We start from the raw sequence: 20,733 nt of genomic DNA on the forward strand, positions 1-20,733 counted from the left end.
TGTGGTGGTGCACAGTGGCCGGCTGAATCGGATGCCTGCCGAGCGGCGCCGCCGTTTGGTCGATGTAGCAGCGGCAGAGTTCGCTTCCGCGGGCTTCCGCGAGGCGTCGTTGAACCGCATCATCGCCAGATGTGGCATGAGCAAGAGCTCGTTCTATTACGTCATCGAATCCAAGGACGAATTATTCGAATACGTCATGGCCGAATTGATCGCGGATATCGCGAATACCATGGAGATCCCAGATCCCGGCGAATTTTGCGGCCCGAACTTCTGGCCACGGGTGGAGGGCTTTTTCACCGACCTCGTCTCGGTGTCACAGCGGGAGGAGTCGGCGCTGACGCTCGGCCGGATGGTCTACGGCGACGCGCCCGGCGGCGATGGCACCGCCTCGGCGGGCATGCTGGCCGCCGTGCGGCACTGGATCGAGGAGATGCTGCGGGTCGGCCGACGCTGCGGTGCGGTGCGCGATGATTTGCCAGAAGCGTTGCAGTGCACCGTCGTCCTGCGCATCCTCCAGGTTTTCGACGAGTGGACGGTGACCCATTTCGACGAGGTCGTCGGCGAGGATTTCGATCGGCTCGCGGCCGCGCAGTTCGCCACCGTCAGGCGCGTACTCGAGGCGTCCAGCTGTTAGCGTGATCGCAGAGGTGTGCCGGGAAGCCTGGTCGGCGCCATTGCATGCTGTCCACGGGAGCCCGCCATGACCAGTCCACCTGACCGCAGCCGTCCCCGGTTGCTCGCACGCTCGTCGTGGCCCGAGTGGCAACGCATCTCGGAGCTGCTGCGCGCTGAAACCGTCGGCGGTGCACTACTCCTCGCCGCGGCGGGGGCCGCGCTGGTGTGGGCGAACTCGCCCTGGTCTTCGGCGTATGACCGGATGTCGGCGTTCGTCATCGGTCCGGAATCGCTGCACCTGAACCTGAGCATTTCGGCCTGGGCGGCCGACGGGTTGTTGGCCATTTTCTTCTTCGTCGTGGGTGTTGAGCTGAAACGCGAGTTCGTCGCGGGGGATCTGCGCGACCCCGCGCGTGCGGCGCTGCCCATCGCCGCCGCGGTCGGCGGCATGGCGGCGCCCGCGGCGATCTTCATCGGAATCAACTTGTTCGCGGGCCAGCCGGAGAACCTCGACGGCTGGGCCGTGCCGATCGCCACGGACATCGCCTTCGCGCTCGCGGTGCTCGCCGTCCTGTCCAGCCACCTGCCGTCGGCACTGCGGATCTTCCTGCTGACCTTGGCGGTCGTCGATGATCTGCTGGCGATCATCGTCATCGCGGTCTTCTACACCGATCACCTGGCGCCCGGCCCGTTGCTCGCGGCGCTCGTACCGATCGCGCTGTTCGGTCTCGCCGTGCAACGCGGTCACCGGCAGTGGTGGATCCTGGTCCCGCTCGCGGTGGTGGCGTGGGCGCTCGTGCACGCGAGTGGCGTGCACGCCACGGTCGCGGGGGTGCTGCTCGGCTTCACCGTGCCGGTGCTGGGCCGCCACGCCGCCGCCGAACGCTTCGAACATCGGCTGCGGCCGCTCTCGGCCGGGGTCGCCGTCCCGGTGTTCGCATTCTTCGCTGCGGGGGTAACCGTCGGTGGCTTGTCCGGATTCGCTACCGCGCTCACACATCCGCTGACGCTCGGCGTGATCGCCGGCTTGGTGCTCGGCAAACCCATCGGCATCTTCTGCACGACCTACCTGCTGGCCAGATTCACTCACGCGAACCTCGACGAGGACCTGGCCTGGCGTGATGTGTTCGGCGTCTCATTGCTCGCCGGGATCGGCTTCACGGTGTCGCTGTTGATCGGCGAACTTGCGTTCGAAGAAAGCCCGGTTGCCGACGCCGACGTCAAAATTGCGGTGCTCACCGGGTCAGTGGTTGCCGGTCTGCTGGCCGCGGTCGTGTTGATCTCGCGCAATGTGGTTTACCGGCGCATCCACATTCTGGAGACCACCGACGCCGACAGCGACGGAGTGCCCGACGTCTACCAGCCTCGGCAGGACTGACTCCGGGATCCGTGCGTAGACTGACGGGATGCTTGAACAGGTCCGCGGCCCCGCAGATCTGCAGCACCTGTCGCAATCACAGCTAAGTGCATTGGCGCAGGAGATCCGTCAGTTCCTGATCCACAAGGTCGCTGCAACCGGTGGGCATCTCGGCCCGAATCTGGGCGTCGTCGAACTCACGCTGGCGTTACACCGAGTGTTCGATTCGCCACACGATCCGATCATCTTCGACACCGGGCATCAGGCCTACGTGCACAAGATGCTGACCGGGCGCAGACAGGATTTCGACACGCTGCGGATGAAGGACGGCCTTTCCGGCTATCCCTCGCGTGCCGAGAGCGAGCACGACTGGGTGGAATCCAGTCATGCCAGCGCCGCCTTGTCCTACGCCGACGGGCTGGCCAAGGCCTTCGAGCTGACCGGACATCGCAACCGCCACGTGGTTGCCGTCGTCGGCGACGGCGCCCTCACCGGCGGTATGTGCTGGGAGGCGCTCAACAACATCGCCGCGGCGGGCCGCCCCGTCGTCATCGTCGTCAATGACAACGGCCGCAGCTACGCACCGACCATCGGCGGGTTCGCCGACCACCTCGCCGGCCTCCGGCTGCAGCCGGGCTACGAGCGGCTGCTGGAGGAGGGCCGCAAGGCCGTGCGCGGCCTGCCCGTCGTCGGCGAGTTCTGCTACCAGTGCATGCACAGCATCAAGGCCGGTATCAAGGACGCGATCGCCCCCCAGGTGATGTTCACCGATCTGGGCCTGAAGTACGTCGGGCCCATCGACGGCCACGACGAGCACGCCGTCGAGAACGCGCTGCGCCACGCCAGGGGTTTCAACGCACCGGTGATCGTGCATGTGGTCACGCGCAAGGGCATGGGCTATCCGCCGGCCGAGAACGACGAAGCCGACCAGATGCACGCGTGCGGCATCATCGACCCGGAGACCGGGCTGCCCACCAAGGCGGCCAAGCTCGGCTGGACCTCGGTGTTCTCCGAGGAACTGATCAAGACCGCGGCCAAGCGTCGCGACATCGTGGCGATCACCGCGGCGATGCCGGGGCCGACGGGGCTGAGCGCGTTCCGCGAGAAATACCCGGACCGGTTCTTCGACGTGGGCATCGCCGAGCAGCACGCCATGACGTCAGCGGCCGGCCTCGCCATGGGCGGGCTGCATCCGGTGGTGGCCATCTACTCGACGTTCCTCAACCGTGCCTTCGATCAGCTCCTCATGGACGTCGCGCTGCACAAACTGCCGGTCACCCTGGTGCTCGACCGCTCCGGCGTCACCGGCCCCGATGGGGCCAGCCACAACGGCATGTGGGATCTGTCGGTACTCGGGATCGTTCCGGGCATCCGGGTCGCCGCGCCCCGGGACGGCTCCCGGCTGCGTGAAGAACTCGGCGAGGCGCTGGCCGTGAACGACGGTCCGACGGCCGTCCGGTTCCCGAAAGGTGATGTCGGCGAAGACATCCCGGCCGTCGAACGCCGTGGGGGAGTCGATGTGCTCGCCGTCCCCGCGGGCGGGCTGACCGACGATGTGCTGCTGGTCGCGGTCGGGTCGTTCGCGAAAATGGCGCTGGCAGTTGCCGAGCTGCTGCGTAATCAAGGCATCGGCGTGACCGTGGTGGACCCGCGGTGGGTGTTGCCGGTTCCCGACGCCATCGCCGAGTTGGCGCGCGCACACAAGCTCGTCGTCACAATCGAGGACAACGGCGTGCACGGCGGAATCGGCTCGTCGGTGTCTGCTGCGTTGCGCCACGCCGAGATCGACGTGCCGTGCCGAGACCTGGGTCTGCCGCAGGAGTTCCAGGACCATGCCTCACGGGGTGAGGTGCTTGCCGAGGTCGGCCTCACGGATCGGCACATCGCCCGCCAGATCACCGGCTGGGTGGCCGCGATCGGCGCACCGGTGGCCGAGGACGAAGTCAGCAATCGTCTTGACTAGACGCGAGCACTGACCGGCCACGTGGACATCAGCAAGATTGTCTTCCCGACCGGCGGCCTCGCCGCATACGTCGACGACATCGCCGCGTGCGAACGGGCCGGCTTTGACGGTGCCTGGGTGCCGCAGATCTTCGGTTGGGATGCGTTGACGGCGCTCGCGTTCGCCGGCGACCGAACCACATCGTTGCGTCTGGGAACGGCGGTGCTGCCGGTATACCCGACGCACCCGGTGGTCTTGGCGCAATCGGCGATGACGACGCAGGCCGCGACGGGCGGCCGGTTCACCCTGGGGCTGGGTACGTCGCACCGGTTCGTCGTCGAGAGCGTGTGGGGCATGGAGTTCGACCGTCCCCGGCATCGGATGGCCGAGTTCCTGCGCATCCTCGTGCCGGCGATGGCAGGCGAACATGTCGCCGTTGACGGCGAGCAGCTCAGCGCCACCACGCTACGGCCGCTGGAACTGCCGGGAATCGAGCCACCCGACATCGTGCTGGCCGCGATGGGACCGGCGATGCTGAGCCTGGCCGGCGAGCAGGCCCATGGCACGGTGACTTGGATGACCGGCGCGCGCACCATCGCCGAACATATCGTGCCGACCATCACCGCGGCCGCCGATCGCGCACAGCGTCCGGCGCCGCGGGTGATCGCGGGCTTGCCGGTGTGCGTCACGGACAACCCAGCCGCCGCCCGCGAGCTGGCCCGCAGCGAGTTTGCGGTCTACGACAACGTGCCGTCGTATCGCGCGATGCTCGACCGGGAAGGCTTCGCCCATGCCGGAGATGCGGCGCTGATCGGCTCGGCGGATGAAGTCGTCGACCAGATCGGTGCTCTGGCTGCCGCCGGTGCGACGGAGTTGTGCGCCAACATCTTCGGCAGTCCCGACGAACGGGGCGCAACCTCCGAGGTGCTCGGCCGCGGTCTCGGCTAGACCTCGTCGGGTTTGTCGCGCATGTGGTCGGCGTTGCGGCGTTGAAGCCGCAGGACGAAGATCGCGGCCGCGAGGACGAGCACCAGACCGCCGAGCACACCGACCTGAACGATGGCCCTGGCGAACTCCGGGCCCTTGTCGAGCAGCTTGGCCGCGTCCACGGACAGTACGACTATTTCTTTGATGCAGGCGAGGATGCCGACGATCAGGAAGGGCTCGGCGACGAGCTCGCGGGACCGCAGTGACGTCCGCACCGCATACAGCAGCTCGACGAAGATGAAGACCAGCAGCAGGCCGTCGAGCAACTCCAGCATGATTACCGCGGCCGGCGAGCTCTTCAACCGCAGCATGACGTTGACCTGCGCGACGATCAGCACCGTACAGCCGGCAAGCAAGAGCACGGCGATCGACCAGTAGACCGTGTCCTCGGCGATGCTCAGGGCGCGGTCTGCGAAGCGCTCCCGCTCCTTTTCGCCTTCGGTTTCTTCGCTTGTTGCCACCGCGTTGACGTTATTGCAGTCCGGCGGTCTCCATATGCGAATTCAGGTCGGCGATCACAGGCTCGGCGCGAGCGTGAGCTCAACTAGGTTGGCAGGCATGGACGCTGAACTGGAGCGCTGGAAGGTCGCCGGCCGGTATTTCGACTACCTGGGCTTCGACATCTTCTACCGGGTCGAGGGGAGCGGCCCATATCTCCTCCTCATCCACGGCTATCCGTTCAACTCGTGGGACTGGGCGCTCATCTGGCCCACGTTGACCGAACGGTTCACGGTCATCGCGCCCGACATGATCGGCATGGGATTCTCGGACAAGCCCGTCGCCTACGGATACTCGGTGCACGACCACGCCGACATGCACGAGGCTCTGCTGGCGCATCTGGGAGTCGATCGCGTTCACATCCTGGCCCACGACCTCGGGGTGTCTGTCGGTCAGGAACTGTTGGCACGTCACGAATTCGGCGGCCGGGCGTACGGAACGCTGCGCATCGACTCCATCACCTGGCTCAACGGCGGGCTGTTCAACGAGGCCTACACGCCGCGTCTGATGCAGAAAGCGATGTCGCGAACACCGTTGGGCGACATCATGAGTCCGTTCCAGGGCAGCCGGATGTCGCGACGGCTTCTCGAGTCGACCATCAATGAGATGTTCGGTGTCCACACCAAGCCTTCGCCGCAGCTCATGCAGAAGTTTCACCAGATCCTGGAGTACAACGACGGTAAACGCGTGCTGCACAAGGTCGGTCGCTTCGTCACCGACCGGTATACGCACCGCAACCGCTGGGTGCGCGCGATGCGGGACACCGATGTGTCGATGCGCCTCATCGACGGGCCGTCTGACCCGAACTCCGGACGGCACATGGCGCAGCGGTATCTGGAGGTCATCGCCGACCCCGATGTGGTGATGCTGGCCGACGACATCGCGCACTGGCCACAGATCGAGGCTCCTCAGGCGGTGCTGGCGCACTTTCTGGAACACATCGACCGGGTGGCCGGTTGAATCAGTCGTCGGCTTTGCCGAGTGCTGAAGTCAGCACCGGAACCGTGAGTTCTCGTTGCCACGGCCGGACCTGATTGGCCACCAGGAACTCTTCGATCGCCGTCGCTGCGTCGGCGGCTGGCTGCCAATCCCAGCACAGCCGTCGAACCACCTCGGGCGTGATGAGGTTCTCGGTGGGAACCGACACCCGCTGCGACAGCTCGGCCAGGCCCGCCCGCGCTGCCTCAAGCCGGGCCGCGGCCTCGGGCTTGCGCCGTGCCCAGCGCGCCGCGGGGGGCGGGCCGTTGGGGGCCTCCGACGTCTGCGGCGGGTCGGGATTCTCGCGGGCCCGCTTCAGCGCGTCGAGCCAGATCTGGGCGCTGCGCCGTTGTTTGGACCCACCGAAGATCGGCAGTGCGGTCAGCTCGTCAACGGTTTTCGGATCGGCCGTGGCCGCGTTGATGATCGCCGCGTCCGGCAGTATCCGGCCAGGGGCGATGTCGCGGCCGCGGGCGATGTTGTCGCGCGTGGTCCACAGCTCGCGCACCGCGGCCAGCGCGCGCGGGTTACGAACCTTGTGGATACCCGATGTGCGCCGCCAGCGATCCCGGCGGGTGGGTGCGGCCACATAGGTTCGCAGATACTCGAATTCCTGTGCCGCCCAATCGGTTTTACCCTGCTCTTCGAGCACCGCGGCGATCGCGTCACGCAGCTCCAGCAGGACCTCGACATCCAGTGCGGCGTAGTTGAGCCATTCGGGCGGCAACGGTCGCTTCGACCAGTCGGCGGCCCCATGGCCTTTCATCAGCTGCAGGCCCAGCAGTCGCTGCACCATCGCCGCGAGGTTGACCCGCTCGAATCCGGCGAGCCGGCCCGCCAACTCGGTGTCGTAGAGCTTGCCCGGTCGCAAGCCGATCTCGGCCAGGCACGGGAGATCCTGGTCGGCGGCGTGCAGCACCCATTCGTCCTCGGCGAGCGTTGCCGAAACCGGCGCGAGCGCGTCGATGGGGGAGCCGCCGTGATTGACCGGGTCGATCAGTGCGGTGCCCGCGCCGGAGCGACGGATCTGAACCAGGTATGCCCGGTTGGAGTACCGGAACCCCGACGCGCGTTCGGCATCGATGGCGAACGGGCCGCTGCCGCGCGCGAGAATTGCTGCCGCAGAAGATATCTCGTCGGCCGTGACGCACACGCCGGGCACCCCGTCGGCTGGTGCCAGCAGCGGGGTCGCGTCGGCCTCGACGGGCTCGGTCTGTTCGGTGTCCCCGTCGGTCATCTCACGCGCGGGTGCGGGAACTCAGGTCGGTCACGCCGGCCGGCGGTAACCCGGCTGCGTGCTCGAGCACTTCACAGAACGCTTCCACATGCGGGCCCAGCTCCAACGTGGTCGCCGTCCACGACGCCCGCAACTCCAGCTGGTGGGCCCGGGGTGGGCCGGAGATGTCGCCGTAGCGGACCGAGGTGGTCGCGGTAACCGTGCCGCCGAGCGCGGTGACATGCTCGGCTCGGGTTTCCAGCGCATCCACCAGCCAACTCCACGCCACCTCGGGCAGCAGCGGGTCGACGGCCTCGCTGGAGTCCAGATCGGCCTGGATGTAGGCGACCAGACGCATGGTGCCGTCCCAGGCTTCGGCGCCATCGGGATCGTGCAGCAGGATCAACCGGCCGAACGCGTCACCTTCGGAGCGCTCGGGAACGATCGTGGTTTCGGGATGTCGGACCTCGGCGCCCAGGGCGTAGCTGTAGGGCGCCAGCCGCTGCGGCGGACGGATCGGGCCCAGCTCGATTTCCGGCCGCACGGTGGTGGCATTCATCGCCGCCACCGCCGTCCGGAACTGAGCCGGTTCGGCAGAGGTCACGGCGTTTGACGCTAGCCGATGTGGCCAGGACAGTGGGCAGGCGCGCCGTAATAATGCGCCTCCGAGCGCGCAACGGCCCGCGAAATGGGCTCATGGCACCATAGGAGCCGATGAATACCCGCCGGGAGCTGCCCTCCTCGCCCTATTTGGCCGCCGCCAGCGGCCGCACCCCCCACCGCGTGCCGGTGTGGTTCATGCGCCAGGCCGGCCGTTCTTTGCCGGAATACCGGGAGCTGCGCGCGCAGCACCGGATGCTGCAGGCGTGTTTCGACCCGGAGCTGGTCTGTGAGATCACCCTGCAGCCGGTGCGTCGCCACGGGGTCGATGCGGCCATTCTGTTCTCCGACATCGTGGTGCCGCTGAAGGCTGCGGGAATCGGTCTGGACATCGTGCCCGACGTCGGGCCGGTCATCGACAATCCGATCCGGACGACCGGTGACGTCCAAGATCTGAGACCGCTTGATCCGCAGCAGGTTTCGCCCATATCGGACGCGGTGAAGTTGCTCGTATCGGCATTGGGTGAGGTGCCGCTGATCGGATTCGCCGGCGCGCCGTTCACCTTGGCGTCCTATCTCGTCGAGGGTGGGCCGAGCCGTCACCATGAGCGCACCAAGGCGATGATGCTCGGTGAACCGGCGACCTGGCACGCGTTGATGTCGGCGCTCACCGACCTCACCATCGCGTTCCTGCAGGCGCAGGTCGACGCCGGGGTGGACGCCCTTCAGGTGTTCGACTCCTGGGCGGGAACGCTGTCGCTCGCCGATTACCGCACCTACGTGCTGCCGCACAGCAGCCGCGTGTTCGCCACCATGGCCGCCGCCGGGGTGCCGATGACCCACTTCGGGGTGGGAACCGCCGAGCTGCTCGGGGCCATGTCGGAGGCGCTGGGATCGGCGCCCGCCAAGGTGGTCGGGGTCGACTGGCGGACCTCCCTCGTCGACGCCGCGGCACGCGTTGCGCCCGGTACCGCACTGCAGGGAAACCTTGACCCGGTGGTGCTCCTTGCCGGCTGGCCGGTGGTCGAGCCCGCGGTGCGCCAGGTGGTCGAGGACGGCAGGCGTGCGGTTGCCGCCGGCGCTGCCGGTCACGTGTTCAATCTGGGTCACGGTGTGTTGCCTGCGTCCGATCCCGGCATCATCACCGAGGCGGTGACACTGGTGCACTCACTGTGAGTGCCACGTATTGCGTTGTCGGCGGCGGCATTTCCGGGCTCGTCGCGGCCTACCGGCTGCGGATTGCGGCCGGGCCGCACGCCGACATCACGCTGCTCGACCCAGCCGACCGCCTCGGCGGGGTGTTGCGCACCGAGCGCGTCGGCGGACAGTCATTGGATGTCGGCGCCGAGGCGTTCGTCGCCCGGCGTCCCGAGATGCCGGCGCTGCTCGCCGAGCTGGGTCTGGCCGGTCGCCAGATCGGCACCACCGGGGTCCGCCCGCTCATCTACAGCGGAGCTCGGCTGCACCCGTTGCCGCAGGGCACGTTGCAGGGGATTCCCGCACAGGCCTCGTCGGTGCTCGGGTTGGTCGACGACGCGACCGTGGCGCGCATCCTCGACGAACGCAACCGTCCGTTCAGCTGGCGGCCCGGCGCAGATCCATCGGTCGCCGAACTCGTCGGCGACCGGTTCGGGCCGCAGGTGGTACACCGGTCCGTCGATCCCTTGCTGACCGGCGTGTATGCCGGGTCAGCGGCGACCATCGGGCTTCGGTCGGCGGTGCCCACCCTCGCCGCCGTACTCGACCGAGGCGCGCGCAACCTCACCGAAGCCGTTCGCGAAGCGCTCGGACCGCCGGTCACCGGTCCGGTGTTCGGGGCGCTCGACGGCGGCTACGCCGTGCTGCTGGAGGAATTGCAGCGACGGGCCGGCGTGCGGTGGGCGCAGGTGGCCGCCGTCCGCGTAGACCGCGCGACAAGGGGATGGGAAGTCCTCGACGACGAGGGCAAAAAATGGCGCGCCGACGGCGTCGTACTGGCCGTCCCGGCGCCCGGCTTGCCGAATCTCATCGAGCACATCGCACCGCGCACCGCTGCGGCGGCCCGACGGATCCGCGTCGCGTCGGCGGCCGTCGTAGCCCTGGCGCTGCCCGGCGGCACGCCGCTGCCACAGCAGTCTGGGGTACTTGTCGCGAGCGGCGAACGGTTGAACGCCAAGGCCGTGACGCTGTCGTCGCGCAAATGGGGGCGCCGCGGAAACGTCGAACTGTTGCGGTTGTCATTCGGCCGCTACGGCGACGATCTGGCACGAAGCACGGGCGACGAAGATCTGCTGGCCTGGTCTGTGCGTGATCTGCAAACCCTGTTCGGCATCGCGGTCGATCCGGTCGATTGCCACGTGCACCGCTGGATCGACGCCATGCCGCAATACGGTCCGGGGCACGCCGATCTGGTCGCCGAGCTAAGGGCGGGTTTGCCGCCGACGCTGGTGGTGGCAGGCGGTTATCTCGAGGGGATCGGGGTGCCTGCCTGTGTGGGGACGGCCACCCGAGCGGCCACCGCACTCGTGAACAGCGGCGTGGCACGATAGGCGTATGGCCAAGCTCGACTTCGACGCACTCAACTCCACCATCCGCTACCTGATGTTCTCGGTCTTCACGGTGAACCCGGGAGAGCTGGGCGAAGACCGCGCCGATGTCATCGACGAGGCCGCCACCTTCCTCAAACAGCAGGAGGAGCGCGGCGTCGTCGTCCGCGGCCTCTACGACGTCGCCGGTTTCCGCGCCGACGCCGACTTCATGATCTGGACGCACGCCGAAAAGGTCGAGTCGTTGCAGGCGATGTACTCCGACTTCCGCCGCACCACCGCGCTCGGCCGGGCCAGCGACCCGGTGTGGAGCAACGTCGCGCTGCACCGACCCGCCGAGTTCAACAAGAGCCACATCCCGGCGTTCCTGGCGGGCGAAGACCCGGGCAACTACATCTGCGTGTACCCGTTCGTTCGCTCGCTTGAGTGGTACCTGCTCGAAGACGAGGAGCGTCGCCGCATGCTCTCCGAGCACGGCATGGCCGCCCGCGGCTACAAGGACGTGCGCGCCAACACCGTGCCGGCCTTCGCACTCGGCGACTACGAGTGGATCCTGGCGTTCGAGGCGCCCGAACTGCATCGGATCGTCGACCTCATGCGTGATCTCCGGGCCACCGATGCCCGCCGCCACGTCCGCGAGGAGACGCCGTTCTTCACCGGGCCGCGGGTCAGCGTCGAAGACCTCGTCGCCAGGCTGCCGTAGTTTCCGGCGCGGTCACGCCGTTCGGCGGGTGCTTGGGCCGCGATTGTCACGCTGGCGTGGCTGTGGGGCTCGTTTGTCACGCTGGAGCAGCGGCGGGGCCCTGGGTCTCCGATGGCATCCCACGCTGGGCCGCGATTGTCACGCTGGCGTGACGCTCGGCGTCGACAGCCACGCTAGCGTGACAATGGCGCGCAGGGCGCGGGCCAACGCACGCGGCCTCGCACACGCGCGAACGAAAGCCCTCAGCCCTCGGCAGGCACCAGCTTCAGTGAGATCGAGTTGATGCAGTACCGCTGATCGGTCGGCGTCGGGTAGCCCTCGCCTTCGAACACGTGGCCCAGGTGGCTGTGGCAGTTGGCGCACAGAACCTCGACGCGGCGCATTCCCAGTGAGTTGTCGGACCGCAGGATCACCGCGTCGGAGTTGGCCGGGTCGAAGAACGACGGCCAGCCGCAATGGGATTCGAACTTCTCGCTGCTGCGAAACAGTTCGGCGCCACAGGCCCGGCACTCGTAGACACCCTCGGTCTTGGTGTCGGTGTACTCCCCGGTGAACGGCCGTTCGGTGCCGGCTCGGCGCAGTACGGCGAATTCCTCGGGGGTGAGCTTCGCACGCCATTCGTCATCGGTCAGTTCCAGCTTGGGACCGGGCATCGTCATATCCCCAAGTTACGTCCGGGGACTGCAGCGCGCCAGATTCGCCTGGCCGGGGGATAGCCTGCGGTATGCGCGGTGCGTGGATCAGCCGGCCCGGGGAAATGGTCGTGGCGGGCTCGTTCGGGGACATCGCGGTTCACCACCATCCCGCGGTTCAGCTCGCCGTCGGGCTTGACGGCGAGCTGTCGGTGGTCGCCGACGACGGTTCAGCGCAGCGCTGCATGGTCGCGGTCATGGCAGGCGGCGTTCGGCATGCGTTGCGGCCGGCCGGCGCGAGCGCCGCCCTGTCCGTTTACCTGAGCCAGGAAACACCTACTGCCGCAGCACTTCACGGGCTCAGCACCGCCAATGGCGCGGTGCCGGGGGTGTGGGCGATCGACGATGACGAACTCGTGGAATCGGTCGCAACGGCGGTACGCAACGACGACCTGTCCGCAGCCGCCGACCTCGTGATCGCCGACCTGCTGGCCCGGGGCGACGGTGAACCCGACAACGTGGTGCACCCGCAGGTGCGCCAGGCGATCGAACTGCTCGCGGCCAGGATGCCGAACCGCACCGACCTGAGCTCGGTCGCCGGCGAGGTGGCGTTGTCGCCCGACTATCTCGGGCGGCTGTTCAAGAAGCAGACGGGGGCCTCATTCGCCGCGACCGCGAGGTGGACGCGCCTGCTGACGGCGCTCGAGCACCTGTCGCAGGGGGCTTCGATCACCGATGCCGCGCACCGGGCCGGCTTCGCCGATGGCGCCCATGCGACGCGGGTGTGCCGCGAGCTCACCGGGATCGCACCCAGCGAAGTGCTCCGCGCGTTGACCACACGCTGATCGGACGGATCTGTTCAAGCACCGGCGGCGTGGTCGCGCGATGCTCGAAATCGAGCACCGAACACCGACAACCGGGAGCCGATATGCCAGCGATGTCACGAGTCGAGCGCGCGTTCTGCAAGGGAGTGTTGTGGCGGGGCAGCGGCAATGCCGTCCTCGGCAGTCTCCCGACCGACCAGCTGGGGCGCGAGGTGCTCGAAATCGGTTCGGGCAGTGGGGATATCGCAGCCCGTCTACGTGAGGCGCGGCCCGACGTCGCGATCACCGCTACCGACTTCGACCCCGTCATGGTCCGGGAGGCGAGCCGGCGGCTGCGCCGGTATCCCGACGTCACGGTCCGGACCGCCGACGCCACCGACCTACCGTTCGCCGACGATTCGTTCGATTCGGTGCTGAGCTGCCTGATGCTGCACCACATCGTCGAGTGGGAAAGCGCGATCGCCGAGATCGCGCGCGTGCTGCGCCCTGGTGGGGTCTTCACCGGCTACGACCTCGTCCGCAGCCCGCTCGCGACCGCGGTTCATCGGCTCGATCGATCGCCGTTCCGCCTCGTGACTCCCGACGAGCTCGAAACCGTGTGTGCCCAACACGGGCTGACCGTGCAGACCCAAACCCGACTGGCGGGCCAGGTCATGCACTTCGCGTCACACTGATTCGGTGGCGCGGGCCCGGCTCAGCCACGGCGGATCGATACCCTCGTCGAGCCGGCCGTCCTGCTTGGCGTCGAGATAGCGGAAGTACAGCACGCAGAACACCACCACGAGCATCAGCGACCAGCCGTAGGTGATCTTCATGTACTCCAGGAACCGCCCGGTGGTCGGCCAGTGTCCGAGCAGCCAGCGGTCCATCGTCATGAAACCGTAGATCGCGAGCCATGCCGGCCAGTTGCGGATCACCGAGTTCGGCAGTACCACCGTCATCAGGAACGGGAACAGCATCATCGAGTAGTAGCCCTGTCCCAGCGACAGCACGAGGAACGACGCGATCAGGAGCACACCCGAGGACGTCAGCATCCAGAACAGTGGGTCGCGTTCGCGGTAGTGGCGGTACAGCAGCCACAGGCTGCCCACGGCCAGCAGCAGAAACACGATGCGCAGCAACACGATCAGCCACATGGGCAGGCCGTAGTAGATGCCGTTGCCAAGGATCGAGCTGTTGAAGTAGTCCCGGGTGGACAAGATGTAGGGCACGGTGTTGCGGACGAACCCCATGGGGTCGGAGACCAGCGGCCATGCCACCGCGTTGAACAGCACGGGTACACCGATAGCGGTGATGAACGTGTAGAACTGACGGTTGAGCAGCGGCAGCAGCAGCAGCGGCGCCAAGGACGGCTTGACCACGAGCGTCAACCCGATCGCCACGCCGGCAAGTAGCTCGTTGCGAACGCCGCCGGCCAGCAGCCAGCGGAAGAACAAGACGCAGCCCAGGAGCATGCAGCCGTTGATGTTCGTGAACACCAGCGTGTTGGTCACCGATTCGGTGCAGAACATGGCCAGCAGCAACGCGGGCATGGCCACCGAGGTGAACGAGTACTTGAAGAGCCGGACGAGGAAATACGCCGCGAGGATGATCGCGACGGTGTTGAAGAAGATGAACCAGTACCGCGACGCGTCGACCGGCAGGTAACCGAACGGCGCGAGCAGCAGCGTCCCGCCGGGTGGGTACAGGTAGTGCGGATCGACGTAGTCGAAATACTCGTTGTAGATGTCGAGTCCGAGCTTGAAGTTGATGACCGCGCGGTACACCGGTCCGAAGTCGTCGGTGATGTAGCCGTTGGTCGCCAGCACGTAGCTGCGATGAATGATCGACAGAATCGCGACCGGCCACAGCACCGAGCGCAGCACCGTGGCGATGCTGGGCGGTGAGGTGCGCGGACGGAACGCGTTCAGGAGACCGGTACTCATGCGATTAGTCGTGGAATCTGTCGCCGCCACCAGCGAACCGTACACCGACCGATATTCGGCCCGGCGTCAGGCAGGACAGTACGTGTCGGTCTCCGGAGCTTTGCCGCTTTCGAGGTATGCGGTCACTGGCGGCAGCGCGCACGGGCTGTAGATGGACGCCCCATGGCCGATGCCCTGCCACATCACCCGCCGGTTCGCCGCGCCCGCGTTGATGATCGTCGCCGCGACCGCGGCCACCCCTTCGTTGCCGACGATCGGATCGTTCTGCACACCGAGCAGAAGTACCGGGGTCTTGAGATCCTTGGGCTCCGCCGGAGCTGAACCGCTCGGCCAATTCAGGCACTTGACGAGATTCAACGCACCGACGGCGCCGAACTGCGGATAGAGCTTGCCCCAGGCGACGACGAGCTCGCGGACCCGGTCGGGGGTCGGCCGGTTCAACGCGTCGCTGCAGCTGTTGACGAACTGACCGTCGGTCTGACGGAGACTCTCGGCCCGGGTGATCAGGTCGGTGATCGGGGTGGGGTCGCCGTCGCGTGCCGCGGCCAACGCCGACGCCAGATTGTTCGTCGCGGCGATGCGGTCGCCCTGAGGGAACCCCAGGCTGGTCGCGATGGCGTCGGCCAACGTGGCCACCGACGCTCCGCCGGGGCCGCGGCCCGCCCTGGCGTCCGACAGCAGGGAGTCGACGACGCCCTTGGGGTCCGGGCCGAGCGGGCAGTTGGTTGCGATGCACTGCGCGGCGAACGCGTCGAGCGCGGCCTGCTGGCCCTTGACGCGCTGTTCGGCGGCGGCCTCCGCACTGATGGCCAGCGGGAGCGGCGAATCGAGGATCAGGCGCGAGACCTTGTTGGGGTGCGAGCCGGCATAGGCCAACGCGACCTGCGCGCCGTTTCCGACGCCCAATAGCGCCAGCGTCGGGACGTCCCAGGTACTGCGCAGCCGCTCGAGGTCCTCGGCTGCGTGTGCGTTGTCGTACGCGGAGTCGCCGGGGGCGATGGTATCGGTGCAGCTCGTCGTGGCGGTGACGGTGATCGCGCCCAGATTGGCGACCGGATCGTCACCGGCCTGGAACTGCGTCTGGTCCAACATTTCCTGGCGGTCATAGAGATCGCGGCAGTCGATGACGCCGGACATGCCCATCCCGCGGCGGTCGACTGCCACGACAGGATGCGCCTTGAGCACGTCACTGCCCGAGCGGGTCAACCACACGGGCAGCTGAACCGACGACGGCAGGTCCGAACCTGTCGTCATCACCAACGGCCCGGCGTCCTGCGGGGTCTGCGCGGACCGCGCCTGCACCACGCCGATCGGCAGCGTCCCGGTCGCGCCGTCGATGGGGTCGAGATCGGCGTCGTAGGTCGCGCACTCCAGCGTGACACCGGGCACCGGCTGAACCCCGGCTTCACCGAACAGCCGTGATGTGCAGTCCTGCCACCTGTCGAGGTCGTTCTTGGGTTTCTCGATGGCCGCCGGGCCTGCTGGGGCGTCGGAGGTCGTCGCGGGCTGCCCTTGCGGGTGCGCACCGGAATCGGTGGCGTACCTGGGGTCGACGGCGAACATCGGCGTGCATGCGGTGAGCAGTGCCGACACGGCAACTGTCGACACGCTCATGGCCCTCACCAGCTGATGACGCATGCTGACCACAGTAGCGACAGGTTCTTTTCGTCAGCTCCGGACGTAACGCGTGTACAGATAGCCCTCGTCGTCGGTCATCAGGTGCGCGGGTCGCATGCGGGTGTGTGTCTGACCGGGACCCGTGGCGATGCGCCGTGCCACGCCGCCGACAAGTACCGGCGCCATCGTGAGGCACAACTCATCGAGCTGGCCGTTCTCGATCAGCAGGCTCAAAAGCTGCGGGCCGCCTTCGGTGAGCACCCGAAACAGCCGGCGTTCGGTCAGGACGCGCAGTGCTGCGGTGGGGTCGACCCGGCTGGGATCCGGACCGGACGCGTCGATCACCTCGGCGACAGCACCCAGTCGGCGCCGCGCGTCGGCGACGGTGTTGCTCGCGGTGAGGATGAGCGGCGCCACCTCGGTACGGGTGAAGAACTTCGCCTCGTGGTCGAGGTCGGCGGATGCCGTGACGACCGCGATCGGGGGCACCTCGGATTGGCCGCGGCGTTGTCGCGCCTGGCGTTGTTCGACGCTGAGCTGTGCCCCCGAGTAGTTCTCGATGCGCACCGTCGCCGCGCCGACGAGGATGACGTCGGCGGCGTCGCGCATGAGGTTGAACACGGCGCGGTCGCCCGCGCCGGCCAACCCACCGGCCTTGCCGTCATCGGTGGCGCCGCCGTCGAGGCTCGCGATCATGTTGCCGCGTACCCAGCAGCGTTGCAGGTTGTCGGGGTAGGCGTAGAAGTCGCGCAGGCGGTCGTCTGCGGCCGAATCGACCGCCCCCAGCACTGTGAGCTGTGTCCCAGCGGCGTCGTCGGACATAAACAGAATTTGAGCACGTGGCTACGCTGCCTGCATGCACGGGTCCAGCGGCGCCGCCCATCTCGCCGATCGTCATCCCACGGTCACCCCGGAGCGGTTGGTTGCACAGCTAATTCCACCGCCGACGTTCGCCGACGTCAGCTTCGACAGTTACCGGCCCGATCCTGCCGAGCCGTCGCAGGCCGCGGCAGTACAGTCGTGCCGCCGGTTCTGCGAGCAAGCCGTCGAGCGACGGGCAGGCAAGAAGAAGCTGTTCGGCAAGCGCGAGGTGCTGCCCGGCGTCGGGCTGTATCTCGACGGCGGATTCGGCGTTGGCAAGACGCACCTGCTGGCCTCGACGTACTACACGCTTTCCGCGGCAGGCGACGCTCCGACGGCGTTCGCGACGTTCGGCGAGCTCACTCAGCTTGCCGGTGTGTTCGGCTACAACGAGTGCATCGACCTGCTCGCCGACTACGTGGTGGTGTGCATCGACGAGTTCGAGCTCGACGATCCGGGCAACACCACGCTGATCTCACGGCTGCTGTCGGCGCTCGTCGAGCGCGGGGTGTCGATCGCGGCAACGTCCAACACGCTGCCCGAGCAACTCGGCGAGGGGCGGTTCGCGGCTCAGGATTTCCTGCGGGAGATCAACACGCTCGCGCAGATCTTCACCACCGTGCGCATCGAGGGTCCCGACTATCGGCACCGCGACCTGCCGCCGGCGCCCGAGCCGCTCTCCGACGACGCGGTGGCCGAACGCGCCGCCGGTGTCGACGGCGCGACCCTCGACGACTTCGATGCCTTGTGCGCGCACCTGGCCACCATGCATCCGTCGCGCTATCACGCGCTGATCGAAGGTGTGACCGAGGTGTTCATCACCGGTGTGCACCCGATCGAGGACCAGAGCGTTGCGCTGCGGTTGGTCGCCCTGACCGACCGGCTCTACGACGCGGGCATCCCGGTGCTGGCGTCGGGCACGAAACTGGACACCATCTTCAGCGCGGAGATGCTCGCCGGAGGTTTCCGCAAGAAGTACCTGCGGGCCACCTCACGGCTCCTGGCACTGACGGCTGCGGCGCAGCAGGCCAGCTAGAGCGGGCGCACCATCACGTAGTCGTTCTCGACACCGGCGCCGAGCTGAAAAGTCTTGGTGCCCTCGATGTTGAAGCCGTGCTTGGCGTAGAACCGCTGAGCCCGCACGTTCTGCTGGTTCACGCCGAGCCAAACACACCTCACGCCCGCGTCGGCGGCCCGCTTCAGCGTCTCGGCCATCAAGGCCGCGGCCGCGCCCGCACTGTGGTGATCGGGAAGAACGTAGATCTTGGACAGTTCGAGCGCCGGACGTTCGGTCACCGCACGCTGCACATCGTCGTCGCCAGGGATGCCGTGAATCAGCATGGCGTATCCGGTGATTCGATTATCGGCGCGCGAAATCAGCACGATCCGCGCAGGGTCGGCGAGGTAGCCCGCGAAGCATTCCGCGGAGAGATGTTCGGCGATGAAGGCTGCGATGTTGTCCGGCGTTGCCGACGGGGGACAGGCCAGCGGGAAAGTGGCAGCCGCGACGGCGGCGAGTTCGGGAAGATCCGCGTGCGTCGGGACCTCGACGGTCACCTCACGCAAGCGCTCATCGGTCATGCCGCCTACGGTAGCGGCGTACCCGGCTGCCACAGATTCCACTGCGCGAGGTGCTCACCGGTCTTCGTGTTGACGAGCACGACGTTCGTGACGAGCGCGCGGTAGACGTCCCAGTACACGTCACCGTTGACGGTGGCTCCCGGAGGAGCGTTGCGCAGGGCGTCTTCCAACGCGTTCGGTGCGTCGGTGTGCTTGGGCGGGTAGGCGTCGGCATAGGGCGTGACGCCGTTGAAGGTGAACGCGAGCGCCATCACGTACGGATTCGGGGCCTCGATGGTGGTGATGGTGACCGGTGCCCGCCACGGGCTGCCCTGCGCGCGCCACCGCGGTGACCCATTCCAGCCCCAGCCGGGCGGGACTTCGCTGGCCAGCACGTCGTGGACGGTGACGTCGGCGACGATGCCCTTGAAGTCGACTCGCAGCGTCTCGCCGATGCGTCCGATCGGGGTTGCATCGGCGGCGGCCGACGGAGCCGCCAGAAGGCCGGCGGCGGCCGTCAGCACAGAAACCATGAGCGCGAACCAGCGAGGCATGCCAGGCATGATCGCACAAACTGAAACGTGTTACAGCCAGTTGGTCGTCAGGCCCACGGGCCCACGCCGCCGACCTTGTCGATACGAATCCGCGTGAGCCAGCCGTCCGGCGCGTCGGCGGGCGGGAAGTTTGCATCGGGATTGGCCAGTGTCTGGGCGAGGCCCTTGAGCAATTCACGCGCTCCGCCTTCGACGACGCGTGCGGTGCCGTTGATCGCCAAGTACGGGCGCATCACCTCCCCGACTTTGCCGGGGTCGACGATCGTGACCGCGACCCGTGGATCACGGCGGACGTTACGGACCTTCTTGTGCTCGGCCAGATGCGCGGTGACCAGTTCGTCACCCTCGGGTGTGGACTGCAAGGCCACCCACACGAGGGTGACCTGCGGGCTCCCGTCCGGATTGAGGGTGACCAGGGTGGCGTCGGCACCGGATCCGATGAGTTCGCGCGCGGCGTCGTTGAGAATCACGTCCACTTCTACGGATAAGCAGGCCCTTTCATTCCCCGCCCTTGTTCACGAACGGTTCCAGTGCCGCGGCGAGTTCGGTCTCGAAGCGCGCGGCGTCCACGCCCAACCGGTGCAGCGGGCCGTCGTCGGGTTCGGCTTCGATCAGTGCCAGCAGGATGTGCTCGGTGCCGATGTAGTTGTGGCCCAAGCGAAGTGCCTGGCGGAACGTCAGTTCCAGTGCCTTCTTCGCCGCGCCGCTGAAGGGTATGAGCGCGCCCGCGTCGCCGGTCGACGGAGGCAGTGTGACCGTGGCACGGACGGTCTCGGCGCCGATGCCCTGGTTGGACAACAGCTTGGCCGCGAGCCCGTCCGGTTCGGCGAACAACGCCAACAACAGGTGATCGGGCGTGATCTCGGGGTTGCCGGCATCGTGGGCCGTGTTCTGTGCGACGACCACGACGTTGCGGGCACGCGGGGTGAAGCGGCCGAATCCGGCGTTGGGGTCGAGCGCGGCCGGATCGAAGTCGGGAACCTTCGGCACGAATCGTTTCTGGGCGGCCTGTTTGGTGACGCCCATGCACTTGCCGATCTCGGTCCATGACGCTCCGGAGCGGCGGGCCTGGTCGACGAAATGGCCGATGAGGTGGTCGGAGATCTCGCCGAGGGCGTCGGCGGCGATCACGGCGTCGACGAGCTGCTCGAGCGGTTCGGAGTGGGCCTTCTTGATCGCGCTGATGAGGTCGTCGAGGCGGACGGGGTTGCTGATTTTCACGGGTTCGACCATGTCGTCAACTTTAGGTTGACGATCTTGTTCCGTCAACCAAGGGTTGACGATTTGGCGTAGCTCGGCCCCACTCGGCAGATCGGGCAAGATAGCGCCGGTGAACTTA

General features: G+C 67.3%; 22 protein-coding genes. 11 read left to right on the top strand and 11 right to left on the bottom strand.

The genetic code is table 11. The features are described from left to right. Positions 1–7: 7 nt before the first annotated feature. From ACRCUN_RS14050 to ACRCUN_RS14065, 4 genes are all read left to right on the top strand, one after another. Positions 8–634 (top strand): TetR/AcrR family transcriptional regulator, encoded by a 627-nt coding sequence (locus ACRCUN_RS14050; protein ID WP_462142243.1) that lies wholly within the window; start codon positions 8–10, stop codon positions 632–634. Positions 635–700: 66 nt separating this feature from the next. Further along, the gene (nhaA, locus tag ACRCUN_RS14055; RefSeq protein WP_462142244.1) at positions 701–1,993 is read left to right on the top strand and encodes a Na+/H+ antiporter NhaA; all 1,293 of its coding nucleotides are present in this window, start codon (positions 701–703) and stop codon (positions 1,991–1,993) included. Between the two features lie 28 nt (positions 1,994–2,021). Further along, complete coding sequence (dxs, locus tag ACRCUN_RS14060; RefSeq protein ID WP_462142245.1) at positions 2,022–3,935, top strand: 1-deoxy-D-xylulose-5-phosphate synthase; 1,914 nt, start codon at positions 2,022–2,024, stop codon at positions 3,933–3,935. 21 nt (positions 3,936–3,956) lie between these two features. Next, a complete protein-coding gene (locus ACRCUN_RS14065) occupies positions 3,957–4,862 on the top strand; it encodes a TIGR03564 family F420-dependent LLM class oxidoreductase (RefSeq protein ID WP_462142246.1) in 906 nt (301 codons plus the stop codon). Here the strand turns inward: ACRCUN_RS14065 and ACRCUN_RS14070 are convergent. Beyond that, positions 4,859–5,362, bottom strand: coding sequence for a phosphate-starvation-inducible PsiE family protein (locus tag ACRCUN_RS14070; RefSeq protein ID WP_462142247.1), 504 nt, complete (start codon positions 5,360–5,362; stop codon positions 4,859–4,861). The genes ACRCUN_RS14065 and ACRCUN_RS14070 overlap by 4 nt on opposite strands. A gap of 97 nt (positions 5,363–5,459) precedes the next feature. Here ACRCUN_RS14070 and ACRCUN_RS14075 point away from each other — a divergent pair, with 97 nt between their 5' ends. Further along, positions 5,460–6,359, top strand: coding sequence for an alpha/beta fold hydrolase (locus ACRCUN_RS14075; protein ID WP_462142248.1), 900 nt, complete (start codon positions 5,460–5,462; stop codon positions 6,357–6,359). 1 nt (position 6,360) lies between these two features. Here ACRCUN_RS14075 and ACRCUN_RS14080 read toward each other — a convergent pair whose 3' ends face one another. Together ACRCUN_RS14080 and ACRCUN_RS14085 are read right to left on the bottom strand one after the other, a co-directional pair. Then, positions 6,361–7,614, bottom strand: a complete 1,254-nt coding sequence (locus tag ACRCUN_RS14080; protein WP_462142249.1) for an HRDC domain-containing protein — start codon at positions 7,612–7,614, stop codon at positions 6,361–6,363. Between the two features lies 1 nt (position 7,615). Next, positions 7,616–8,197, bottom strand: a complete 582-nt coding sequence (locus ACRCUN_RS14085; RefSeq protein ID WP_067851272.1) for a DUF3000 domain-containing protein — start codon at positions 8,195–8,197, stop codon at positions 7,616–7,618. Positions 8,198–8,307: 110 nt separating this feature from the next. Here ACRCUN_RS14085 and hemE point away from each other — a divergent pair, with 110 nt between their 5' ends. From hemE to hemQ, 3 genes are read left to right on the top strand one after another with little or no spacing between them, the layout of a single operon-like run. Beyond that, entirely contained in the window at positions 8,308–9,369 is a 1,062-nt protein-coding gene (hemE, locus tag ACRCUN_RS14090; RefSeq protein ID WP_462142250.1) for a uroporphyrinogen decarboxylase, read from the top strand. Further along, on the top strand, positions 9,366–10,721 hold the full coding sequence (locus ACRCUN_RS14095) for a protoporphyrinogen oxidase (protein ID WP_462142251.1): 1,356 nt from the start codon (positions 9,366–9,368) through the stop codon (positions 10,719–10,721). The genes hemE and ACRCUN_RS14095 overlap by 4 nt, the downstream gene beginning before the upstream one ends. 4 nt (positions 10,722–10,725) lie before the next feature. After that, positions 10,726–11,421, top strand: a complete 696-nt coding sequence (hemQ, locus tag ACRCUN_RS14100) for a hydrogen peroxide-dependent heme synthase (protein ID WP_462142252.1) — start codon at positions 10,726–10,728, stop codon at positions 11,419–11,421. Between the two features lie 242 nt (positions 11,422–11,663). Here the strand turns inward: hemQ and msrB are convergent, their stop codons facing one another. After that, positions 11,664–12,074: a peptide-methionine (R)-S-oxide reductase MsrB gene (gene msrB / locus ACRCUN_RS14105; RefSeq protein WP_267312718.1), complete on the bottom strand. Its 411-nt coding sequence runs from the start codon at positions 12,072–12,074 to the stop codon at positions 11,664–11,666. Positions 12,075–12,145: 71 nt separating this feature from the next. Here msrB and ACRCUN_RS14110 point away from each other — a divergent pair, with 71 nt between their 5' ends. Continuing rightward, entirely contained in the window at positions 12,146–12,898 is a 753-nt protein-coding gene (locus tag ACRCUN_RS14110) for a helix-turn-helix transcriptional regulator (protein WP_462142253.1), read from the top strand. A gap of 83 nt (positions 12,899–12,981) precedes the next feature. Beyond that, entirely contained in the window at positions 12,982–13,551 is a 570-nt protein-coding gene (locus tag ACRCUN_RS14115) for a class I SAM-dependent methyltransferase (RefSeq protein WP_462142254.1), read from the top strand. Here the strand turns inward: ACRCUN_RS14115 and aftC are convergent. Genes aftC through ACRCUN_RS14130 form a run of 3 tightly spaced genes read right to left on the bottom strand, consistent with a single transcriptional unit; the run spans position 13,543 to position 17,241 of the window. Beyond that, on the bottom strand, positions 13,543–14,847 hold the full coding sequence (aftC, locus tag ACRCUN_RS14120; RefSeq protein WP_462142255.1) for an arabinofuranan 3-O-arabinosyltransferase: 1,305 nt from the start codon (positions 14,845–14,847) through the stop codon (positions 13,543–13,545). The two genes, ACRCUN_RS14115 and aftC, sit on opposite strands and share 9 nt — an antisense overlap. A gap of 21 nt (positions 14,848–14,868) precedes the next feature. Then, positions 14,869–16,416, bottom strand: coding sequence for an alpha/beta hydrolase (locus ACRCUN_RS14125; RefSeq protein WP_462142256.1), 1,548 nt, complete (start codon positions 16,414–16,416; stop codon positions 14,869–14,871). Between the two features lie 54 nt (positions 16,417–16,470). Beyond that, entirely contained in the window at positions 16,471–17,241 is a 771-nt protein-coding gene (locus ACRCUN_RS14130) for a pyrimidine reductase family protein (RefSeq protein WP_462142257.1), read from the bottom strand. A gap of 34 nt (positions 17,242–17,275) precedes the next feature. Here ACRCUN_RS14130 and zapE point away from each other — a divergent pair, with 34 nt between their 5' ends. Further along, entirely contained in the window at positions 17,276–18,316 is a 1,041-nt protein-coding gene (gene zapE / locus ACRCUN_RS14135; RefSeq protein ID WP_462142258.1) for a cell division protein ZapE, read from the top strand. Here the strand turns inward: zapE and ACRCUN_RS14140 are convergent. From ACRCUN_RS14140 to ACRCUN_RS14155, 4 genes are read right to left on the bottom strand one after another with little or no spacing between them, the layout of a single operon-like run. Beyond that, entirely contained in the window at positions 18,313–18,861 is a 549-nt protein-coding gene (locus tag ACRCUN_RS14140; protein ID WP_462142259.1) for a GNAT family N-acetyltransferase, read from the bottom strand. The two genes, zapE and ACRCUN_RS14140, sit on opposite strands and share 4 nt — an antisense overlap. Before the next feature lie 5 nt (positions 18,862–18,866). Continuing rightward, a complete protein-coding gene (locus ACRCUN_RS14145) occupies positions 18,867–19,394 on the bottom strand; it encodes a hypothetical protein (RefSeq protein WP_462142260.1) in 528 nt (175 codons plus the stop codon). Positions 19,395–19,441: 47 nt separating this feature from the next. Further along, complete coding sequence (locus ACRCUN_RS14150) at positions 19,442–19,864, bottom strand: PPOX class F420-dependent oxidoreductase (protein ID WP_462142261.1); 423 nt, start codon at positions 19,862–19,864, stop codon at positions 19,442–19,444. A gap of 28 nt (positions 19,865–19,892) precedes the next feature. Continuing rightward, positions 19,893–20,627 carry a Clp protease N-terminal domain-containing protein gene (locus tag ACRCUN_RS14155; protein ID WP_462142262.1) on the bottom strand — a complete coding sequence of 245 codons (735 nt, stop codon included), beginning with the start codon at positions 20,625–20,627 and terminating at the stop codon, positions 19,893–19,895. Positions 20,628–20,733: the final 106 nt, after the last annotated feature.

Source organism: Mycobacterium venezuelense, from assembly GCF_054919535.1.